Genomic DNA, 17,361 nt, shown 5'->3' with positions numbered 1-17,361 from the left:
ATTTTTGGAGAGAAAAAGCGGGGGTCAGCGGCCCAGCGACTGCCAGATGCCCATCGGCGCTTCCGCCGAGTTCAGGGTGTAGAAGTGCAGGCCCGGGGCGCCGCCTTCCAGCAGGGTTTCGCACAGGCGGGTGACGACGTCGATGCCGAAGGCACGGATGGACGCCTTGTCGTCGCCGTATTCGGCCAGCCGCAGGCGGATCCAGCGCGGCACTTCGGCGCCGCACATTTCCGAGAAGCGCAGCAACTGGCTGTGGTTGGTGATGGGCATGATGCCCGGCACGATGGGGATGGTGACGCCCTTGTCCTGCGCGCGGTCGACGAAGTCGAAGTACGAATCCGCGTTGAAGAAGTACTGGGTAATGGCCGCATCGGCGCCGGCCGAGACCTTGTCGACGAAGTGCTGCATGTCGGCGCGCACGCTGCCCGATTGCGGATGCATCTCGGGGTAGGCCGCGACTTCGATGTGGAACCAGTCGCCGGTTTCGGCGCGGATGAATTCGACCAGATCGCGCGCGTAGCGCAGTTCGCCCGCGCCGCCGCCCATGCCGGACGGCAGGTCGCCGCGCAGGGCCACGACGCGGCGCACGCCTTCGTCGCGGTAGGCTTGCAGGATCTCGCGCAGTTGCTCGCGCGAGGCGCCCACGCACGACAGGTGCGGCGCCGCGTCGCAACCGAGGTTGCGCAGCGTGCGGACGGTGTCGGCGGTGCCTTCGCGGGTCGAGCCGCCCGCGCCGAAGGTGACGCTGACGTAGCGCGGCTGGATGGCCAGCATCTGCTTGGCCGCGCGCACCAGGCGTTCCTGCGCCGCGATGTCGCGCGGCGGGAAGAACTCCAGGCTGAATGCCGGGGTAGTGTTGTCGTTCATCAGGAGGGAATCAGCCTGGAGAGCAGGCCGGAGATGAGGCTGTACAGGATCGCGCCCGCCACCGCCCACCAGAAGCCGTTGACCTGGAAGCCGCGCAGGATGGAGCCGGCGAACCAGAACAGCAGGGCATTGAGCACGATGAGGAAGAGGCCCAGCGTGACGATGGTGATGGGCAGGGTCAGCAGCGTCAGCACCGGCTTGACCAGCATGTTGAGCAGGCCCAGCACCACGGCCGCGACCAGCGCCGAACCGAAGCTGGCCACCGTGACGCCCGGCAGCAGATAGGCCACCGCCAGCAGCGCGACGGCATTCAGGATCCAGACGAGTATCAAGGTCAGCATGAGCGGGCTCCAGTCATCGGTAGAACGCCCGCGCCAGGCACGGCGCGGGTACGTTCCCCTATTTTGCTACAGGGCGCGGCGACGATCAGTAACGGTAGTGGTTCGACTTGAAAGGACCTTCTACCGACACGCCGATGTAGTCGGCCTGCTGCTTGCTCAGCGTGGTCAGGTTGGCGCCCAGCTTCTTCAGGTGCAGGCGCGCCACCTTCTCGTCCAGGTGCTTGGGCAGCACGTAGACCTGGCCGCTGGTGTAGGCGTCGTTGCGCGTGTACAGCTCGATCTGCGCGATGGTCTGGTTGGCGAACGACGACGACATCACGAACGACGGGTGGCCGGTGGCGCAGCCCAGGTTCACCAGGCGGCCCTTGGCCAGCAGGATGATGCGCTTGCCGTCGGGGAAGATCACGTGGTCGACCTGCGGCTTGATCTCTTCCCACTGCAGGTCTTCGATGCCGGCGACGTCGATCTCGTTGTCGAAGTGGCCGATGTTGCAGACGATGGCCTGGTCCTTCATGGCGTCCATGTGGGCGCGCGTGATGACGTTGTAGTTGCCGGTGGCGGTGACGAAGATGTCGGCGTGCTTGGCGGCTTCGTCCATCGTGACGACCCGGTAGCCTTCCATGGCGGCCTGCAGGGCGCAGATGGGGTCGATCTCGGTGACCCACACCTGGGCGCGCAGCGCGACCAGCGCCTGGGCGCAGCCCTTGCCCACGTCGCCGTAGCCGGCGACCACGGCGATCTTGCCGGCGACCATCACGTCGGTGGCGCGCTTGATGCCGTCGACCAGCGATTCGCGGCAGCCGTACAGGTTGTCGAACTTGGACTTGGTGACCGAGTCGTTGACGTTGATGGCGGCGAAGGCCAGCTCGCCCTTCTGCGACATCTGGTACAGGCGGTGAACGCCGGTGGTGGTCTCTTCGGTCACGCCCTTGATCTGCGCCAGGCGGGTCGAGTACCACTTGGGGTCGCGCTGCAGCGTTTCCTTGATGGCCGCGAACAGCACGCGCTCTTCCTCGCTGCCCGGCTTGGCCAGCACCGAGATGTCCTTCTCGGCACGGGCGCCCAGGTGCAGCAGCAGCGTGGCGTCGCCGCCGTCGTCCAGGATCATGTTGGCCTGCTCGCCCGGCCATTCGAAGATCTTGTGGGTGTACTGCCAGTATTCGGCCAGGGTCTCGCCCTTGATGGCGAATACCGGCACGCCGGCCGCGGCGATGGCGGCGGCGGCGTGGTCCTGGGTCGAGAAGATGTTGCACGAAGCCCAGCGCACTTCGGCGCCCAGGGCCACCAGCGTCTCGATCAGCACGCCGGTCTGGATGGTCATGTGCAGGCTGCCGGCGATGCGCGCGCCCTTCAGCGGCTGGCTGGCGGCGAACTCTTCGCGGATGGCCATCAGGCCGGGCATCTCGGTTTCGGCGATGGCCAGCTCGCGGCGGCCCCAGCCGGCCAGCGACATGTCGGCGACGATGGCATCGGCGGGTTTTTCGGTAATTGCGTTCATGGTGTCATGGCTCCAGATTTGGCCACCCAGCCGCGCCTTCGGCATGCTGCTTCGCTGAGAAGCGCGTGTGCCTGGGGGCGGCCCGGCGACGGGAAAAAACGAACGGCGCGCAACCGGCCGGACGCGCGGAACACCATGGGGGAGATAGGTGCCCACCTTGCCGTCCGATGCGACAGAGGTGAGCGCCGTTGCTGGGCGCCGCGCGAACGCAACGCCTGAGACAAGGATTCCTGAGCCTGGCGAACCGTGCGGCGCAAGGGCCGCGGGGCGGCATCGTCGCAGCGCTCCTCAGGATTGGAAGGTATTGTAAACGCGGCAAGGCGTGCTGGGCAAAATTCCCTGTTTTCCCGCGCGCCGGGCGACACCGGCGGCGGACGCGCGTCCTGCCGCGGCGGCCTGCCGTCAGGTGGCGTTGTGCGGCTTGGGATCGGCGAACACCGTGGCGGGCGTCAGCGGCACGAATGCCGCCAGCAGGTCGTGCGCGATGGCGTCCCAGGTGCGCGTGACGGCGTGATCGCGCACGGCGCCGCAGTCCAGTTCGAGCGCGCCGCGGCAGGCGCGCGCCAGGTCGTCGTCCAGGCAGCCCGTCAGGCCCTGCTGCACCACGGCCAGCGGCGCCTCGCTGCGGAACGCCGCTACCGGCGTGCCGCAGGCCATGGCCTCCAGCATCACCAGGCCGAAAGTGTCGGTCAGGCTGGGAAAGACGAACACGTCGGCCGCCGAGTAGTACTTGGGCAGCATGTCGTCCGGCTGCGGGCCGGCGAAGTGCGCGTTCGGGAACTTGCGGCGCAGGCGGGCCTCGTCGGGCCCAGCGCCCACCACCACCTTGCTGCCGGGCAGGTCCAGCTCGAGGAACGCGTCCAGGTTCTTTTCCTTGGCCACGCGGCCCACCGACAGGAAGATCGGGCGCGGCAGGTCGGCCAGGAAATCGCGCGGGCCCGGCTGGAACTTCCTGCCGTCCACGCCGCGCGACCACACGCGCAGGTTCTTCAGGCCGCGGCTGGCCACGATGTCGCGCACCGTGGGGGTGGGCACCAGCACGCATTGCGAGGGACGATGGAACCAGCGCATGAAGCGCCACGGCAGCGAGGCCGGGATGCCCATGCGCGCTTCGAGATAGTCGGGGAACATGGTGTGGAACCCCGTGGTGAAGCGCCAGCCGCGCCGCAGGGCCATGCGGCGCGCCGCCAGGCCCAGCGGGCCCTCGGTGGCGATGTGCAGCACGTCGGGTACCACGTCGCCCAGCAGGCGGCGCAACTGGCGGCCGGGTTGCAGGCACAGGCGCAGATCGGGTTCGGAGGGCGCGGGAATGGTGCGGCCGCCTTCCGGGCTGATCACGATGACTTCGTGGCCCCATTCGCGCAGCAGTTGCAGCATCGTGGTCCAGGTGCGGACCACCCCGTTTACCTGAGGACGCCAGGCGTCCGTGACGAGAACGATCTGCATGGCAGGGCCCCGGCGATGAACAATGCCCGCATTAAGCCTGCATTACATGACATGTCCAAGACAGGGTTGGCACGGGGCCGCCTAGGTGGGGCCGCCCACAGCGGGCCCATCCGCAATGGAGGCCGCGCAACGCGGCGTCAGCCGCGCCGGGGGTAGCCCTGCGACTTGATGCGCGCCCAGATCACGCGCTTCTCCTGCTCGTCCAGGAAGACCCAATTCGCGACCTCCATGGCCGTACGGCCGCAACCCCGGCAGACCTCGTCGAACAGGGTCGAGCAGATGGCCACGCAGGGGGAATCGGAGGCGGTGAAGGCGCGGGACGACGCGTCGGCGGCGTCGTCGGGCGAGAAAACGTCAGGCATTTCCGCAGCTTACCACCGGGGGGCCGCCCCCAATGACAAAGCCCTGCTTGCCGCATGCATACGGCAGACAGGGCTTGCATTCCCGCGAATCCGCGGGGTGGGTTACTGCGGGCCGAGCTTGTCGATCAGGGCCTTGAGCTGCTCCATCTCTTCGCCCGTCAGGTCGGTCAGCGGGGCGCGGACCGGGCCGGCGTCGTGGCCGACCAGCTTGGCGCCGGCCTTGACGATGCTGACCGCGTAGCCCTTGCGGCGGTTGCGGATGTCCAGGTAGGGCAGGAAGAACGTGTCCAGCAGGCGGCCCGTGGTGGCGGTGTCGCCCGTCGACACGGCGCGGAAGAACTCGACGGCGGTCTTGGGGATGAAGTTGAACACGGCCGACGAGTACACCGGCACGCCCAGGGCGCGGTAGGCCTCGGCGTAGACCTCGGCGGTGGGCAGGCCGCCCAGGTACGAGAAGCGGTCGCCCAGCTTGCGGCGGATGCGGACCATCTTCTCGATGTCGCCCAGGCCGTCCTTGAAGCCGATCAGGTTGGGATGCCTGTCGGCCAGGCGGGCCAGCGTCTCGGCGTTGAGCTGCGAGTTGGCGCGCGCGTAGAACACCACGCCCAGCTTGGTGGACTGGCAGACCTGCGACACGTGGGCGGCGATGCCCTCTTCGCTGGCTTCGGTCAGGTAGTGCGGCAGCAGCAGCAGGCCCGCGGCGCCCGCGGCCTCGGCTTCCTGAGCCATGGCGATGGCCGTGTTGGTGGGGCCGCCCGCGCCTGCCAGGATCGGCACCTGGCCGCGCGCGCCCTGCACCGCGGTGCGGATCACGTCGCCGTATTCGCTGCCCGACAGCGAGAAGACCTCGCCCGTGCCGCCGGCGGCGAACAGCGCGCTGGCGCCGTACGGAGCCAGCCATTCCAGGCGCTGGGCGTAGGTGCGCGCATTGAAGCGGCCCTCGGCATCGAAGTCGGTCACGGGGAACGACAGCAGACCATCGGACAGGATTTCGCGAAGTTCAATCGGGGTGGTCAATTCAGTCTCCAGGGGAGGATCGGATTCGGAGGTGGGGACCGCGCCAGGGGGCGATGCCGGAAGACGGGTGAGGCTCGCCGTCCACCACTGACTGTGGCACGGCGATCTGTCAGTCATCATACAACTTAAATTTCAAAAATCCAACGCGTCCCGTCCATCACCTGTACATCGCAGGGCTTTCGCACAACAAGTTGTACGATCACTTGAAAGCGCCGCTTTCAAGTTGGGGAACGCCGCCTCCGGCCCGGCCTCAGGCCGAGGGCTGCGCTGGCGACCCGAACAGCCGCGAAATGCCGCCATGCAGGTGCGCCAGCATCGCATCACGGGCCACGCGCGCATCGCGCGTGGCGATGGCGGACTCGATGGCGGCGTGTTCGCGGCAGACTTCGTCAAACCGCTCCGCCGTCGGCCGGCCGGACAGGCTGCGCACCAGTTCGATACTGAAGCGCGTCTGCGCCACCAGCGCCTGCATGGTCATGGAAAAGAAGCGGTTGCCGCTGGCCTGGGCGATGGCCAGGTGGAAGGCGATGTCCTCGTCGACGCCCGACGCGCCGGCCAGCAGGGCGCGCTCGAAATCCTGGCGCCGCCCGGCGATCCGCGCCAGGTCGTCTTCCGTATGGTGCAGGGCAGCGCGGGCGGCGATCTCGCCCTCCACGCTGCAGCGGAACTCCAGGAAGCTGCGCACGTCGGGGATGCTGGTCAGGTGTCCGAAGCTGACCATGCTGGCCTGCGGCCGGGGCTGGTCCACGAAATGGCCCGACCCCTTGCGCGACTGGATGCGGCCCTCGGCACGCAGCCGGGCCAGCGCCTGGCGCAGCACCGGGCGCGACACGGCGAAGCGTTCGGCCAGGGCGTTCTCCGCCGGCAGGCGCGCGCCCACCGCGAACTCGTCGGTGCCCAGCAGGGCCAGGAGTTCTTCGTACGCCCTGTCGCTTAACAGCCGGTCGGCAGGAGAAGTTTTCATGGGGCGCAGTGTGCGTCAAAGGGACGGAGGGCCGCAAGCCAGGTGGCTGCACAAACAATGCTGTATGACAGCATTGGCAGAATAACAGATATCTGTCTCACAGATATTGACAGCGCTTACAGCTCGGGGCCATGATGCGGTCCAAGGCGGCGGCCCTCCGGCTGTCGCGCCCACAACGACGACACGATGCCCAAGATCACCTGCCTGCGCACCCTGCGCACGCCGCAACGTCCCAGCCTGGTCTGGGTGGAACTGGAAACCGAGGACGGCCTGGTCGGGCTGGGCGAGACCTTCCGCGGCGCGGCCACGGTCGAGACCCTGCTGCACGACGAGATCGCGCCGTGGCTGCTGGGCCGCGACGCCGAACACATCGAGGCCATCTCGCGCCATCTGCTGAACCCCTACGTGGGCTTCAGCGGCTCCAGCGCCGAGGTGCGCGCCGCCAGCGCCGTCGACATCGCCCTGTGGGACCTGGCCGGCAAGCGCGCCCAGGTGCCGCTTTACGTGGCCCTGGGCGGCGGCGCGCGGCAGACGGTGCCCGTCTACAACACCTGCGCCGGCTATGCCTACAACACCACGGGCACGAGGCGCGACATCGGCAGCGAGGACCGCAGCGCCGGGCCGTACGACGACCAGGTCGCCTTCATGCGCGACGCGGGCGCGCTGGCCGAAAGCCTGCTGGCCGAAGGCTATGGCGCGATGAAGATCTGGCCGTTCGACATCTATGCGCCGGCCACGGGCGGACACACCATCGGCCTGGCCGACCTGAAGGCGGGCCTGGAGCCGTTTCGCAGGATCCGCGCGGCGGTGGGCGAGCGCATCGAGATCATGTGCGAGCTGCACAGCCTGTGGGGCAGCCACGCCGCGCTGCGCATCTGCCGCGCGCTGGAAGACTACGGCGTGTTCTGGGCCGAGGACCCGCTGTCGAAGATGGACGACGCGCATGGCCTGGCCGACCTGCGCCGCCAGACACGTACGCAGATCTGCGGCAGCGAGACCCTGGGCGGCGTGCGGCAGTTCCGCGACCTGCTGGCCGCCGACGCGCTGGACGTGGTGATGCTGGACCTGGCCTGGTGCGGCGGCGTGACCGAAGGCCGCAAGATCGCCGCCTTCGCGCAGGCCTACAACAGGCCGCTGGCGCCGCACGACTGCACCGGCCCCGTGACGCTGATGGCCGGCCTGCACATGGCCCTGCATGCGCCCACCGCCATCTTCCAGGAAGTGGTGCGCGCCACCCTGGCCACCTGGTATCGCGACCTGGTCACCGACCTGCCGGTGCTGAAAGACGGCCGCGCCCTGGCGCCCACGGCCGCCGGGCTGGGCACGGCGCTCATACCCGCCTTCCGGCTGGCGGCCGACACCACCGTACGCGAAAGCCGCAAGGCCTGATCCCGGAGAACGCACATGCGCATCGAAATCGTCGGCCTGCATGCAGGACACGCCCCGCGGCTGCAGCAGCTGCTGGGCAATGACTATCAGGTCGAGGGCCGCGCGGCCTTCGCCGCCACGGGCGACATCGGCGCGGACGTCGTCATCGCCAACAGCATCGCGCCGCGCGACGCGCGGCGCATCCGCGGCCGCCTGGTGCAGGTGCCCGGCGCTGGCGTCGATCAGGTTGCGGTGGCGGACCTGCCCTCCTCCAGCTGGGTGTGCAACGTGCACGGCCACGAAGTGCCCATCGCCGAGTTCGTCATCCACGCCATCCTGGAACACGCGCTGACGCCGTGGGCGTACCCCGCCGTGCTGGACGAGGACGCCTGGCCGCGCGCCTATGCGAGGCGGGCGATGCACGGCGAGGCCGCCGGCCGCACCGTGGTCATCGTCGGCTACGGCCACATCGGCCAGGAAGTGGCGCGCCGCGCGCGCGCACTGGACATGAACGTGGTGGCGCTGACCCGCGGCGGCCAGGGCGACCCGGCCCACGGCGTGCGGCACCGCCCGGTCGCGGCGCTGCACGACGTGCTGCCCTCGGCCGACGTGCTGGTGCTGTGCTGCCCGTTGAACGACGCCACGCGCGGCCTGATCGGCCACGAGGCGCTGGCCCGGATGCCGCCGGACGCGCTGCTGGTCAACGTCGCGCGCGCCGAGGTGGTCGACGAACAGGCCTTGTACGACGCCTTGCGCGAGCGGCGGCTGGGCCGCGCCGCGCTGGACGTCTGGTACCGATACCCCGCCCCCGGCGGCGCCCCCACCGCGCCGGCGAGCCTGCCCCTGCACAGCCTGCCGAACGTACGCGGCACGCCCCACATTTCCGCCATGACGCCGGGCCTGCTGGACCGCCGCTATCGCTTCATGGCTGAAAACATCCGCCGATTGCAGTCCGGCGAACCCCTGGAGAACGTCGTGCGCGCGGGTCACTGACGACACGCGGTGCGCAGCCCGGCAGCACGGGCGACGAACATTCGAACAATCCTGGAGACAACACCGATGCGTACCCTTCCTGCTGGCGCCCCGCGCGCCATGCGGCGTGCCGCCTTGCGCGCACTGGCCGCGACCACGCTGGCGCTGCTGTGCGGCGCCGTTCCCTCGCTGGCGGCCGCGGCCGGCTGGCCCGACAAGCCCGTGCGCCTGATCGTGCCCAATCCGGCCGGCGGCGCCTCCGACGTGCTGGCGCGCCTGCTGGGCAAGGAGCTCGGCACGCTGTGGGGCCAGCCCGTGGTGGTCGAGAACAAGCCCGGCGCCAATGGCAACATCGGCGCCACCCTGGTGGCGCGTTCGGAGGCCGACGGCCACACCCTGCTGCTGATGGACCTGAGCAGCCTGGCGATCTCGCCCGCGCTGTATCCCAAGCTGGGCTACGACCCCGAGAAGGACCTGTCGCCCGTGTCCTTCGTGGCCTACTCGCCGCACATCCTGGTGGTGCGCAATGACCTGCCGGTGTCCAACGTGAAAGAGCTGGCCGCCTATGCCAAGGCCCATCCGAACAAACTGAACTACGGCGAGACCACCGGCGCCATCACGCACCTGGCCGGCATCGACCTGGCGCGCCGCATGGGCTACAGCTGGAACTACATCGGCTACAAGGGCGGCGCGCAGGTGCTGTCCGACCTGACGGGCGGCCAGATCGACGCCACCATGAACAGCTTCCTGGCCACCTATCCGCTGGTGAAGGCGGGCAAGATCAAACTGCTGGCCGTGGGCAGCGCCCAGCGCTTCGGGCTGATCCCGGATACGCCCACGGTGGGCGAGACCACGGCAGGCTTCGAATCCGGCTCGTGGCAAGGGTTGATGACCACCGGCGGCACGCCGCCCGACGTCGTGGCGCAGATCAACCGCGACGTCAACGCGGTGCTGAGCCGTCCCGAACTCAGGAAACAGCTGTCCGACCTGGGCTCGGAACCCGTCAGCCGGACGCCGGCGGAACTGGCCCAATGGATGCGCGATCAGACGCAGCGGTGGGGCACGGTGGTGAAGGACGCGGGGGTGTCGCTGCAGTAGCCGCGCGACGGGTATTGCGCCGGCCGGCCGGGGTGATCACGACGAGGCGGGCCATCCGAAGAATTCGCCCGCCTCGGCCAGCACCGCGTCGGGCACTTCCTCGGGCAGGTAATGGGCCGAGGGCAGCGCCCGGCCGGACACCGTATCGGCCACGGCCGCCCACAGGCCAACCACGTCGAAATTCCTGCCCACCGCGCCGCGCTCGCCCCACAGCACGCGCAGCGGCGCGCGGATGCGTTCGCCGGCCTGCCGCCCCGCGCGATCGTGCTCCAGGTCGATGGTGGCCGACGCGCGATAGTCTTCGCAGATGCCGGTGGCCCAGCCGGGCAGTTGCGCGCAACGCGTGTACTCGGCCAGCGCCTGGTCCGTGAAGTGCGCCAGGCCGCCGGGCCGGCCGCCCATGATGGACCGCACGTAGAATTCGCCGTCGCGCTCGATCATGGTCTCGGGCAGCGGCGCGGGCTGGATCAGCCAGAACCAGTGGTAGTACGCCTGCGCGAAGGCCCGCGTGGTGCCTTCGTACATGTCCAGCGTGGGCGCGATGTCCAGCAGCATCATGCGATCGACGCTGTCCGCGTGGTCCAGCGCCAGGCGATGCGCCACGCGCGCGCCGCGGTCATGCGCCAGCACGTCGTAGCGCTCGTGGCCCAGACCGCGCATCAGCTCGGCCACGTCGCGCGCCATCTCCCGCTTGGAATGCGCGGCGTGGTCCGCCGAGGCCGCCGGCTTGGCGCTGTCGCCGTAGCCGCGCAGGTCCACGGCGACGCAGGTACGGTGCCGCGTCAGCGTCGGCCACATGCGATGCCAGATGACGTGCGTCTGCGGATGGCCGTGCAGCAGCAGCATCGGCGGGCCTTCGCCCCCGATGCGCGCGGCCAGCTCGATGCCGTTGGCGCGCAGGCGTTGCAGGGGCAGATCGAAAAGCGAGGTCATTGGTGTTCCTTCGTGCTTCGCACTGCGGTAATCGGTCCGGCGGGTGATACTGCACCTTCGTGCTCCGCACTGCGGTATTCGCCCTTGGGGCGGCCCGGCGGGCTGATACTGCACCTCCGTGCTCCGCACTGCGGTATTCGCCCTTGGGGCGGCCCGGCGGGCTCATGCAAAAATCTGTTGATCCAAACGATGGCGCACCTGCGCGGCCACGTCCTTCATCCAGGGGTGGCGCCGCCAATGCGCGGTCTCGAAAGCCTCGATGTCGGCCAGCTGCGCCAACGTGGCGCCCACCATGTCCTGGCCTTCGGCGAACATGCGGCGGTGGCGTTCGGCCAGCGTGAAACCCGCTTGCCAGCCGTCGGCGCCGTGCACCTGGCCGGCCGCCACGTCGATGGCGATGCGGTTGCGCGCGGGGTCGCCGACCTGCTCCAGCAGGGCATCCACTTCCGCCGGCTCCAGCGTGATCAGCAAGAGGCCGTTGTTCAAGGCATTGAAGTAGAAGATCTCGCCGTAGCTCGCCGCGATGATGGCGCGGATGCCGGACTGCTGCAAGCCCCACACGGCATGCTCGCGGCTGGAGCCGCAGCCGAAGTTCGGACCGGTCACCAGGATGCCGGCGTCGCGCCACGCGGGCTGGTTCAGCACGAAGTCGGCGCGCGGCGCGCCGGTCTCGTCGAATCGCAGGTCGTACAGCAGGCCGCGGTCCAGCCCGGCCTTGTCGATGATGCGCAGGAACTGCTTGGGCATGATCTGGTCGGTATCAAGATTGCTGTAGGGCAGCGGCGCGGCCACGGCCTCGATGCGGGCAGGGTTGTTCATGGATATGCCTCGATGGTGTTCAGTGTAGGGTCGTGCATGCCGCGATGCGTCGCGCCGGCGGGGCCCGGATCGACTACGCGTCCGTCCGCAACTCGCGCACGTCGACGATGCGGCCCGTCAGCGCGGCCGCCGCCGCCATGGCCGGGCTCATCAGGTGGGTGCGTCCGCCCCGCCCCTGCCGTCCCTCGAAATTGCGGTTGGTGGTCGATGCGCAACGCTCGCCGGGGCGCAGCACGTCGTCGTTCATCGCCAGGCACATCGAACAGCCCGGCTGGCGCCACTCGAAGCCGGCCTCGACCAGCAGCGCGGCGATGCCCTCTTCCTCGGCCTGCCTGCGCACCGCGCCCGAGCCGGGCACCACCATCGCGCGCACGCCGTCCGCCACCTTGCGGCCGCGCACCACGTCGGCCACGGCACGCAGGTCCTCGATGCGGCCATTGGTGCACGAGCCGATGAACACCCGGTCCACCGGCACCCCGGCGATGGGCGTGCCGGGAGCCAACCCGATGTAGTCCACCGCCTTCTGCAAGGCGATGCGCGCCAGCGCGTCGGCCGCCGCCTGCGGATCGGGCACGCTGCCGTCCACCGGCATGGCCTGGTCGGGGCTGGTGCCCCAGGTGACGTAAGGCGCGATGCCCGCGGCGTCGATGCGGTGTTCGACGTCGAAACGGGCCTCGTCGTCGGAATGCAGCGACTGCCAGTATCGGCGCGCATCCTCGCCGGCTGCGCCCCGCAGGTCGGGGGCATGCGCACAGACGTAGTCCACGGTGGTGGCATCCGGCGCGATCAGCGCGGCGCGCGCGCCGGCTTCCACCGTCATGTTGCACAGGGTCATGCGCGCCTCGGCCGACAGCGCGTCGATGGCCGTGCCGCTGTACTCCACCGCGTGGCCGCGCGCGCCCTGGGCGCCGATGCGATGCACCACGTGGATCACCAGATCCTTGGCCGTGACGCCCGCGCCCAGCCGGCCGTCCACGCGGATGCGCAGGTTGCGCGCCACGCGGTACACCAGCGTCTGCGTGGCCAGGATGTGCTCGACCTCGGACGTGCCGATGCCGAATCCCAGCGCGCCCAGCGCGCCGTAGGTGGTGGTGTGGCTGTCACCGCACAGCACCACCATGCCAGGCCGGATCATGCCGTGCTCCGGCGCGATCACGTGCTCGATGCCCTGCAGCGGATCGTTGGTGTCGAACAGCGCCACGCCGTGTTCGCGGCAATTGCGCGCCAGGTTGGTGGCCTGCAATGCAGACGCCTCGTCCTGGATGGTGCGCAGGGCTGCCGGCACGGGATGCGTGGGGATGATGTGATCGACCACCGCCATCTGCTGGCCCGGCCGCAGCGTGCGCCGGCCGCGCGCCGCCAGGCCGCTGAAGGCCTGGGGGCTGGTGTATTCGTTCATGATGTGCAGGTCCACGTACAGCAGCACGTGCTCCGCATCCAGCCGGGCCACGGTGTGGCTGGCCACCAGTTTGTCGTACAGGGTCATGGCGGGCATGATCGATTCCTTCGTGCGGCCCGCGCGCGGCCGTGCCGCGCGGCGGGCGGATGCCCATCAGTTGGGCGTGATGCCGGCGTCCTTGATGACGCCGGCCCAGCGCGTCAGCTCGCCGGCCACCATCTGGTCGGTCTGCGACGGCGTCGAGATCCAGGCCTCGAAACCTTCCTTGCCCAGCCGCTGCGTCATCTCGGACGTGCGCAGCGCCTGCGCCAGCTTGGCGTTCAGCGTGTCCACCACCGCCTGAGGCGTGCCGGCCGGGGCGCTGACGACGAACCAGGTGTTGAACTCGTAGCCCGGCAGGCCGGACTCGGCGATGGTGGGCACCTCGGGCAGCAGCGGCGAGCGCGTCTTGCCGGTCACCCCCAGCGCCTTCAGCTTGCCGCCGTCGACCTGCGGCTTGGCGGCCGACAGCACCGGAAAGCTCATCTGCACCTGCCCGCTGATGGTGTCCACCATGGCGGGGCCGCCGCCCTTGTAGGGCACGTGCAGGATCTGCGTCTTCGATACCGACTTGAACAGCTCGGCGGCCATGTGGAAGGTGCTGCCCGAGCCCGCCGAGCCGAAGCTCAGTTCGTTGTCCGGCCGCGCCCGCACATAGGCCAGCAACTCCGCCACGTTGGAGACGGGCAGGCTGTTGGTCACCGTCAGCACGTGCTGCGAGGTGGCCACCGTGCCGACCGAACGCAGGTCCTTCAGCGTGTCGAACGGCATGTCCTTGAACAGCGAGGGATTTATCGCCAGCGACATGGTGTTGATGGCCAGCGTGTAGCCATCCGGCCTGGCCCGCGCCACCGCGGCCATGCCGATGTTGCCCGAGGCGCCGGCGCGGTTTTCCACCACGACGGACTGCCCCAGCGCCTTGCCCCATGCATCCGCGATCAGGCGCGCGGCGATATCGACGCTGCCGCCAGGCGCGAACGGCGCGACCAGCGTGATGGGACGTTGCGGAAAGGCCTCGGCGGCTTGCGCGGGCGCGGCGGCCAACGCGGCCGCGGTGGAGACCGCACAGGCGGTCGATGCCAGGATGCGACGGGACGGCAGGAAAGCGGGGGCCATACGTTGTCTCCTCTTCGATGGACCGCCTGTTCTTCCGGCGGCTTGGGTGGTCCAGGGCAGTGTATAGGCGTAGTGGATTCTTATAATTAATGCTTGAATAAACCTTTATTCAATCCAATTTAATAATCCGCGCACAGGAATCCCGGGCATGGACGGTCTCTCCGATCTCGCGTTCTTTTCCTTGCTGGTGCGCCACGGCAGCCTCTCCGCCACTGCGCGCGAGCTGGGCGTTACGCCGCCCGCCGTCAGCACCCGGCTGGCCAACCTGGAACGGCGGCTGGGCGTGCGGCTCTTGAACCGCACCACGCGGCGCGCCAGCGTCACGCACGAGGGCGAAATCTACCTGGCCGGCGGCGGCCGCATCCTGGCCGAGCTCGAGGCGCTGGAGCGCAGCGTGGCCAGCACGCGCGCCCAACCCAAGGGCCTGCTGCGGCTGAACGCCACGTTCGGCTTCGGCCGCGCGTACGTCGTGCCGGCCGTGTCGGATTTCGTGCGGCAGTATCCCGAGGTCGAGGTGCAGATGCAGCTGACGGACCGTCCCATCAACTTGCTGGACGAGCGCTACGACGTCGGCGTGCGCTTCGGCGAGATGCCCGACGCGCGGCTCACCGCGCGCAAGCTGGCCTCCAACCGCCGCCTGCTGTGCGCCTCGCCTGCCTACGTGCGCGCCCACGGCGAGCCGCGCGCGCCGGGCGACCTGGCACGCCACCGCTGCATCGTGGTGCGCGAGGACAACGTGGCCTATGGCACCTGGCACCTGCAATCGGGCCAGCGCAGCGAAGCGGTGAAGGTGCGCGGCGCGCTCAGCGCCAACGACGGCCAGAGCGCCCTGCAATGGGCGCTGGACGGCCACGGCATCGTGATGCGCTCGGAATGGGAAACGGCCGCGTACCTGCGCGGCGGGCAGTTGCAGGAAGTGCTGCCCGATTGGGCCACGCCGCCCGCCGACATCTACGCGCTGTACCCCGAGCGCCTGAACCTGCCCGCCAAGACCATCGCCTTCGTGGACTTCCTGTCGCAGCGCCTGGCCGGCCACCTGCGCCGCGTGGCGGGCAGCGCGGCGTGGTGAGGGGCAGGCGTCAAAGCAGGACGTCGAGGCCCTTGCGGCAGACCAGGTCGAGCAGCTTCAACGAGGGGCCATTGGGATGCTTGTCCCCGCGCTCCCACTTCTGGACAGTCGACGCACTGGTATTCAAATAGGCCGCGAACACGGCCTGGCTGGCTCGATGCCGCAACCGCAATGCTTTGATTTCCGCTGCGGAGTAGGACGGAACGGGAGGCAGGGTGGCGGGATCGAATTCGCGCATGGTCTGTGCGTCGATAAGGCCTACGTCCGCAAAATCCTGTGCCGTCTCCTGCAGCGTCTTCAACAGTCGACTAGCCATCGTTGTTCACCTCGATCAATCTGCCTGCGGCGACGGCAAGCCGCAATTGTGCTGGCTCCCATCCCAACAAGATTCCTGATAACCGCTTCAAAGCCTGCAACTCGCGTTCGTCGATGTTGTCCTTTTCATTCTTGGCGAAGCCATAAAGGAAGAAAAAACGATCGTCGCGCTGATAGGCCAATAAGGTGCGCGCACCGCTGCGCTTGCCACGGCCCGGTAGCGCCACACGCTTCTTCACCACGTGCCCACCCAATTCGGCGTCGATCAATCCAGCCTGTATTTCAGCCGCCGCGGCAGCCAGCGCGGAATCCCTCAATCCTTCCTGGCGCGCCCATCTGGCGAATGGCCGGGTTTTGTAGATACGCATGACGGGTCGCATCGACGGATCATTATGCCACTTAGTGATATAGAACACATAAGCATATCCATCGCCGTCAACACATGACAGCTAGCAATTCTGGTAGGTAGACAACCCCGCCCATGCAATAAAAATCAAAAAAGGGCGAACCCCAAAAGGTCCGCCCCCCTACACCCGCCGCATTGCACGGCGGGCCTGCTCATGCAGCCGGCATCACGCCGCGCGCTTGAGCACCTGCACCTTGTCCGTGGCTTCCCACGAGAACTCGGGCTCGCTGCGGCCGAAGTGGCCGTAGGCGGCGGTCTTGGCGTAGATGGGGCGCAGCAGGTCCAGCATGTTGACGATGCCCTTCGGACGCAGGTCGAAGTGCTCGCGCACCAGCTTGGCGATCTCGTCGTCGGGGATGACGCCGGTGCCTTCGGTGTAGACCGTGATGTTGATGGGCTCGGCCACGCCGATGGCGTAGCTGACCTGCACCTGGCACTGCCGCGCCAGGCCGGCGGCCACGACGTTCTTGGCCACGTAGCGGGCGGCGTAGGCCGCCGAGCGGTCGACCTTCGAGGGGTCCTTGCCCGAGAACGCGCCGCCGCCGTGCGGGCACGCGCCGCCGTAGGTGTCGACGATGATCTTGCGGCCGGTCAGGCCGCAATCGCCCTGCGGGCCGCCGATGACGAAGCGGCCGGTGGGGTTCACCAGGAACTTGGTCGAGGACGTGACCAGGCCTTCGGGGAAGCAAGGCTTGATGATCTCCTCGATGACCGCTTCGCGGATCTCGGCCTGGCTGATCTCGGGCGCGTGCTGCGTGGACAGCACCACCGTGTCGACCTCGACCGGGCGGCCGTTGACGTAGCGGAACGTGACCTGCGACTTGGCGTCGGGGCGCAGCCACGGCAGGCGGCCGTCCTTGCGCAGTTCGCTCTGGCGCTGCACCAGGCGGTGCGAATACCAGATCGGGGCGGGCATCAGGTCGGGCGTCTCGTCGCAGGCATAGCCGAACATCAGGCCCTGGTCGCCGGCGCCCTGGTTCAGGTAGTCCTCGGACGTACGGTCCACGCCCTGGGCGATGTCGGGCGACTGCTTGTCGTAGGCGACCAGCACCGCGCAACCCTTGTAGTCGATGCCGTATTCGGTGTTGTCGTAGCCGATGCGGCGGATCGTGTCGCGCGCGACCTGGATGTAGTCGACGTTGGCGGTCGTGGTGATCTCGCCGGCCAGCACGACCAGGCCGGTGTTGCACAGCGTCTCGGCCGCGACGCGGGCGTTGGGGTCCTGCGTGAAGATGGCGTCGAGGATGGAATCGGAGATCTGGTCGGCGACCTTGTCGGGGTGCCCTTCAGAGACGGATTCGGAGGTGAAGAGAAAATCGTTGTTGGCCACAG

Annotated in this window: 18 protein-coding genes and 1 riboswitch; of the genes, 4 read left to right on the top strand and 14 right to left on the bottom strand. The window is 68.7% G+C overall.

What is annotated here, in order from left to right:
• Positions 1–24: 24 nt before the first annotated feature.
• The 7 genes from metF to FS845_RS06370 form a co-directional block, all read right to left on the bottom strand.
• Positions 25–867, bottom strand: coding sequence for a methylenetetrahydrofolate reductase [NAD(P)H] (gene metF, locus FS845_RS06400; protein WP_144631559.1), 843 nt, complete (start codon positions 865–867; stop codon positions 25–27).
• On the bottom strand, positions 867–1,205 hold the full coding sequence (locus FS845_RS06395) for a phage holin family protein (RefSeq protein ID WP_144632765.1): 339 nt from the start codon (positions 1,203–1,205) through the stop codon (positions 867–869). The genes metF and FS845_RS06395 overlap by 1 nt, the downstream gene beginning before the upstream one ends.
• An 88-nt stretch (positions 1,206–1,293) precedes the next feature.
• On the bottom strand, positions 1,294–2,706 hold the full coding sequence (ahcY, locus tag FS845_RS06390; RefSeq protein ID WP_144631557.1) for an adenosylhomocysteinase: 1,413 nt from the start codon (positions 2,704–2,706) through the stop codon (positions 1,294–1,296).
• A 173-nt stretch (positions 2,707–2,879) separates the two neighbouring features.
• Positions 2,880–3,002: riboswitch (S-adenosyl-L-homocysteine riboswitch) on the bottom strand.
• 106 nt (positions 3,003–3,108) lie between these two features.
• Entirely contained in the window at positions 3,109–4,152 is a 1,044-nt protein-coding gene (locus FS845_RS06385; RefSeq protein WP_144631555.1) for a glycosyltransferase family 4 protein, read from the bottom strand.
• Between the two features lie 137 nt (positions 4,153–4,289).
• A complete protein-coding gene (locus FS845_RS06380; protein WP_144631553.1) occupies positions 4,290–4,514 on the bottom strand; it encodes a DUF1289 domain-containing protein in 225 nt (74 codons plus the stop codon).
• 102 nt (positions 4,515–4,616) lie between these two features.
• Positions 4,617–5,531 carry a 5-dehydro-4-deoxyglucarate dehydratase gene (gene kdgD / locus FS845_RS06375; protein ID WP_144631551.1) on the bottom strand — a complete coding sequence of 305 codons (915 nt, stop codon included), beginning with the start codon at positions 5,529–5,531 and terminating at the stop codon, positions 4,617–4,619.
• 250 nt (positions 5,532–5,781) lie between these two features.
• The gene (locus FS845_RS06370; RefSeq protein WP_144631549.1) at positions 5,782–6,495 is read right to left on the bottom strand and encodes a FadR/GntR family transcriptional regulator; all 714 of its coding nucleotides are present in this window, start codon (positions 6,493–6,495) and stop codon (positions 5,782–5,784) included.
• A 186-nt stretch (positions 6,496–6,681) separates the two neighbouring features.
• On the opposite strand from FS845_RS06370, the gene FS845_RS06365 reads away from it, so the two are divergent.
• The 3 genes from FS845_RS06365 (at position 6,682) to FS845_RS06355 (ending at position 9,933) form a co-directional block, all read left to right on the top strand.
• The gene (locus FS845_RS06365) at positions 6,682–7,884 is read left to right on the top strand and encodes a mandelate racemase/muconate lactonizing enzyme family protein (protein ID WP_144631547.1); all 1,203 of its coding nucleotides are present in this window, start codon (positions 6,682–6,684) and stop codon (positions 7,882–7,884) included.
• A gap of 15 nt (positions 7,885–7,899) precedes the next feature.
• On the top strand, positions 7,900–8,856 hold the full coding sequence (locus FS845_RS06360) for a 2-hydroxyacid dehydrogenase (RefSeq protein ID WP_144631545.1): 957 nt from the start codon (positions 7,900–7,902) through the stop codon (positions 8,854–8,856).
• A gap of 66 nt (positions 8,857–8,922) precedes the next feature.
• Positions 8,923–9,933 (top strand): Bug family tripartite tricarboxylate transporter substrate binding protein, encoded by a 1,011-nt coding sequence (locus FS845_RS06355; protein WP_144631543.1) that lies wholly within the window; start codon positions 8,923–8,925, stop codon positions 9,931–9,933.
• A 36-nt stretch (positions 9,934–9,969) separates the two neighbouring features.
• Here FS845_RS06355 and FS845_RS06350 read toward each other — a convergent pair whose 3' ends face one another.
• From FS845_RS06350 to FS845_RS06335, 4 genes are all read right to left on the bottom strand, one after another.
• Positions 9,970–10,866, bottom strand: a complete 897-nt coding sequence (locus FS845_RS06350; RefSeq protein ID WP_144631541.1) for an alpha/beta fold hydrolase — start codon at positions 10,864–10,866, stop codon at positions 9,970–9,972.
• Positions 10,867–11,028: 162 nt separating this feature from the next.
• Positions 11,029–11,685, bottom strand: a complete 657-nt coding sequence (gene leuD / locus FS845_RS06345) for a 3-isopropylmalate dehydratase small subunit (protein ID WP_144631539.1) — start codon at positions 11,683–11,685, stop codon at positions 11,029–11,031.
• A gap of 73 nt (positions 11,686–11,758) precedes the next feature.
• Positions 11,759–13,180, bottom strand: coding sequence for a 3-isopropylmalate dehydratase large subunit (gene leuC / locus FS845_RS06340; protein ID WP_144631537.1), 1,422 nt, complete (start codon positions 13,178–13,180; stop codon positions 11,759–11,761).
• Positions 13,181–13,237: 57 nt separating this feature from the next.
• On the bottom strand, positions 13,238–14,239 hold the full coding sequence (locus tag FS845_RS06335) for a tripartite tricarboxylate transporter substrate binding protein (RefSeq protein WP_144631535.1): 1,002 nt from the start codon (positions 14,237–14,239) through the stop codon (positions 13,238–13,240).
• Between the two features lie 148 nt (positions 14,240–14,387).
• On the opposite strand from FS845_RS06335, the gene FS845_RS06330 reads away from it, so the two are divergent.
• A complete protein-coding gene (locus FS845_RS06330) occupies positions 14,388–15,308 on the top strand; it encodes a LysR family transcriptional regulator (RefSeq protein WP_144631533.1) in 921 nt (306 codons plus the stop codon).
• 10 nt (positions 15,309–15,318) lie between these two features.
• Here FS845_RS06330 and FS845_RS06325 read toward each other — a convergent pair whose 3' ends face one another.
• From FS845_RS06325 to metK, 3 genes are all read right to left on the bottom strand, one after another.
• Positions 15,319–15,609: a helix-turn-helix domain-containing protein gene (locus FS845_RS06325; RefSeq protein WP_260986188.1), complete on the bottom strand. Its 291-nt coding sequence runs from the start codon at positions 15,607–15,609 to the stop codon at positions 15,319–15,321.
• A gap of 7 nt (positions 15,610–15,616) precedes the next feature.
• The gene (locus FS845_RS06320) at positions 15,617–15,991 is read right to left on the bottom strand and encodes a type II toxin-antitoxin system RelE/ParE family toxin (protein WP_144631529.1); all 375 of its coding nucleotides are present in this window, start codon (positions 15,989–15,991) and stop codon (positions 15,617–15,619) included.
• A 204-nt stretch (positions 15,992–16,195) separates the two neighbouring features.
• Positions 16,196–17,359: a methionine adenosyltransferase gene (metK, locus tag FS845_RS06315; RefSeq protein ID WP_144631528.1), complete on the bottom strand. Its 1,164-nt coding sequence runs from the start codon at positions 17,357–17,359 to the stop codon at positions 16,196–16,198.
• Between the last annotated feature and the right edge of the window lie 2 nt (positions 17,360–17,361).

Source organism: Bordetella genomosp. 13, from assembly GCF_007679965.1.
Taxonomy (GTDB): domain Bacteria; phylum Pseudomonadota; class Gammaproteobacteria; order Burkholderiales; family Burkholderiaceae_B; genus Bordetella.
This window is presented reverse-complemented; position numbering and strand designations above follow the sequence as displayed.

What these genes read in the sequence shown, in the direction of transcription:
- metF (WP_144631559.1), bottom strand. Translation starts at nt 867, where the DNA reads ATGAACGACAACACTACCCCGGCATTCAGCCTGGAGTTCTTCCCGCCG.
- ahcY (WP_144631557.1), bottom strand. Translation starts at nt 2,706, where the DNA reads ATGAACGCAATTACCGAAAAACCCGCCGATGCCATCGTCGCCGACATG.
- FS845_RS06385 (WP_144631555.1), bottom strand. Translation starts at nt 4,152, where the DNA reads ATGCAGATCGTTCTCGTCACGGACGCCTGGCGTCCTCAGGTAAACGGG.
- FS845_RS06380 (WP_144631553.1), bottom strand. Translation starts at nt 4,514, where the DNA reads ATGCCTGACGTTTTCTCGCCCGACGACGCCGCCGACGCGTCGTCCCGC.
- FS845_RS06370 (WP_144631549.1), bottom strand. Translation starts at nt 6,495, where the DNA reads ATGAAAACTTCTCCTGCCGACCGGCTGTTAAGCGACAGGGCGTACGAA.
- FS845_RS06365 (WP_144631547.1), top strand. Translation starts at nt 6,682, where the DNA reads ATGCCCAAGATCACCTGCCTGCGCACCCTGCGCACGCCGCAACGTCCC.
- FS845_RS06360 (WP_144631545.1), top strand. Translation starts at nt 7,900, where the DNA reads ATGCGCATCGAAATCGTCGGCCTGCATGCAGGACACGCCCCGCGGCTG.
- FS845_RS06355 (WP_144631543.1), top strand. Translation starts at nt 8,923, where the DNA reads ATGCGTACCCTTCCTGCTGGCGCCCCGCGCGCCATGCGGCGTGCCGCC.
- FS845_RS06350 (WP_144631541.1), bottom strand. Translation starts at nt 10,866, where the DNA reads ATGACCTCGCTTTTCGATCTGCCCCTGCAACGCCTGCGCGCCAACGGC.
- leuD (WP_144631539.1), bottom strand. Translation starts at nt 11,685, where the DNA reads ATGAACAACCCTGCCCGCATCGAGGCCGTGGCCGCGCCGCTGCCCTAC.
- leuC (WP_144631537.1), bottom strand. Translation starts at nt 13,180, where the DNA reads ATGCCCGCCATGACCCTGTACGACAAACTGGTGGCCAGCCACACCGTG.
- FS845_RS06335 (WP_144631535.1), bottom strand. Translation starts at nt 14,239, where the DNA reads ATGGCCCCCGCTTTCCTGCCGTCCCGTCGCATCCTGGCATCGACCGCC.
- FS845_RS06330 (WP_144631533.1), top strand. Translation starts at nt 14,388, where the DNA reads ATGGACGGTCTCTCCGATCTCGCGTTCTTTTCCTTGCTGGTGCGCCAC.
- FS845_RS06320 (WP_144631529.1), bottom strand. Translation starts at nt 15,991, where the DNA reads ATGCGTATCTACAAAACCCGGCCATTCGCCAGATGGGCGCGCCAGGAA.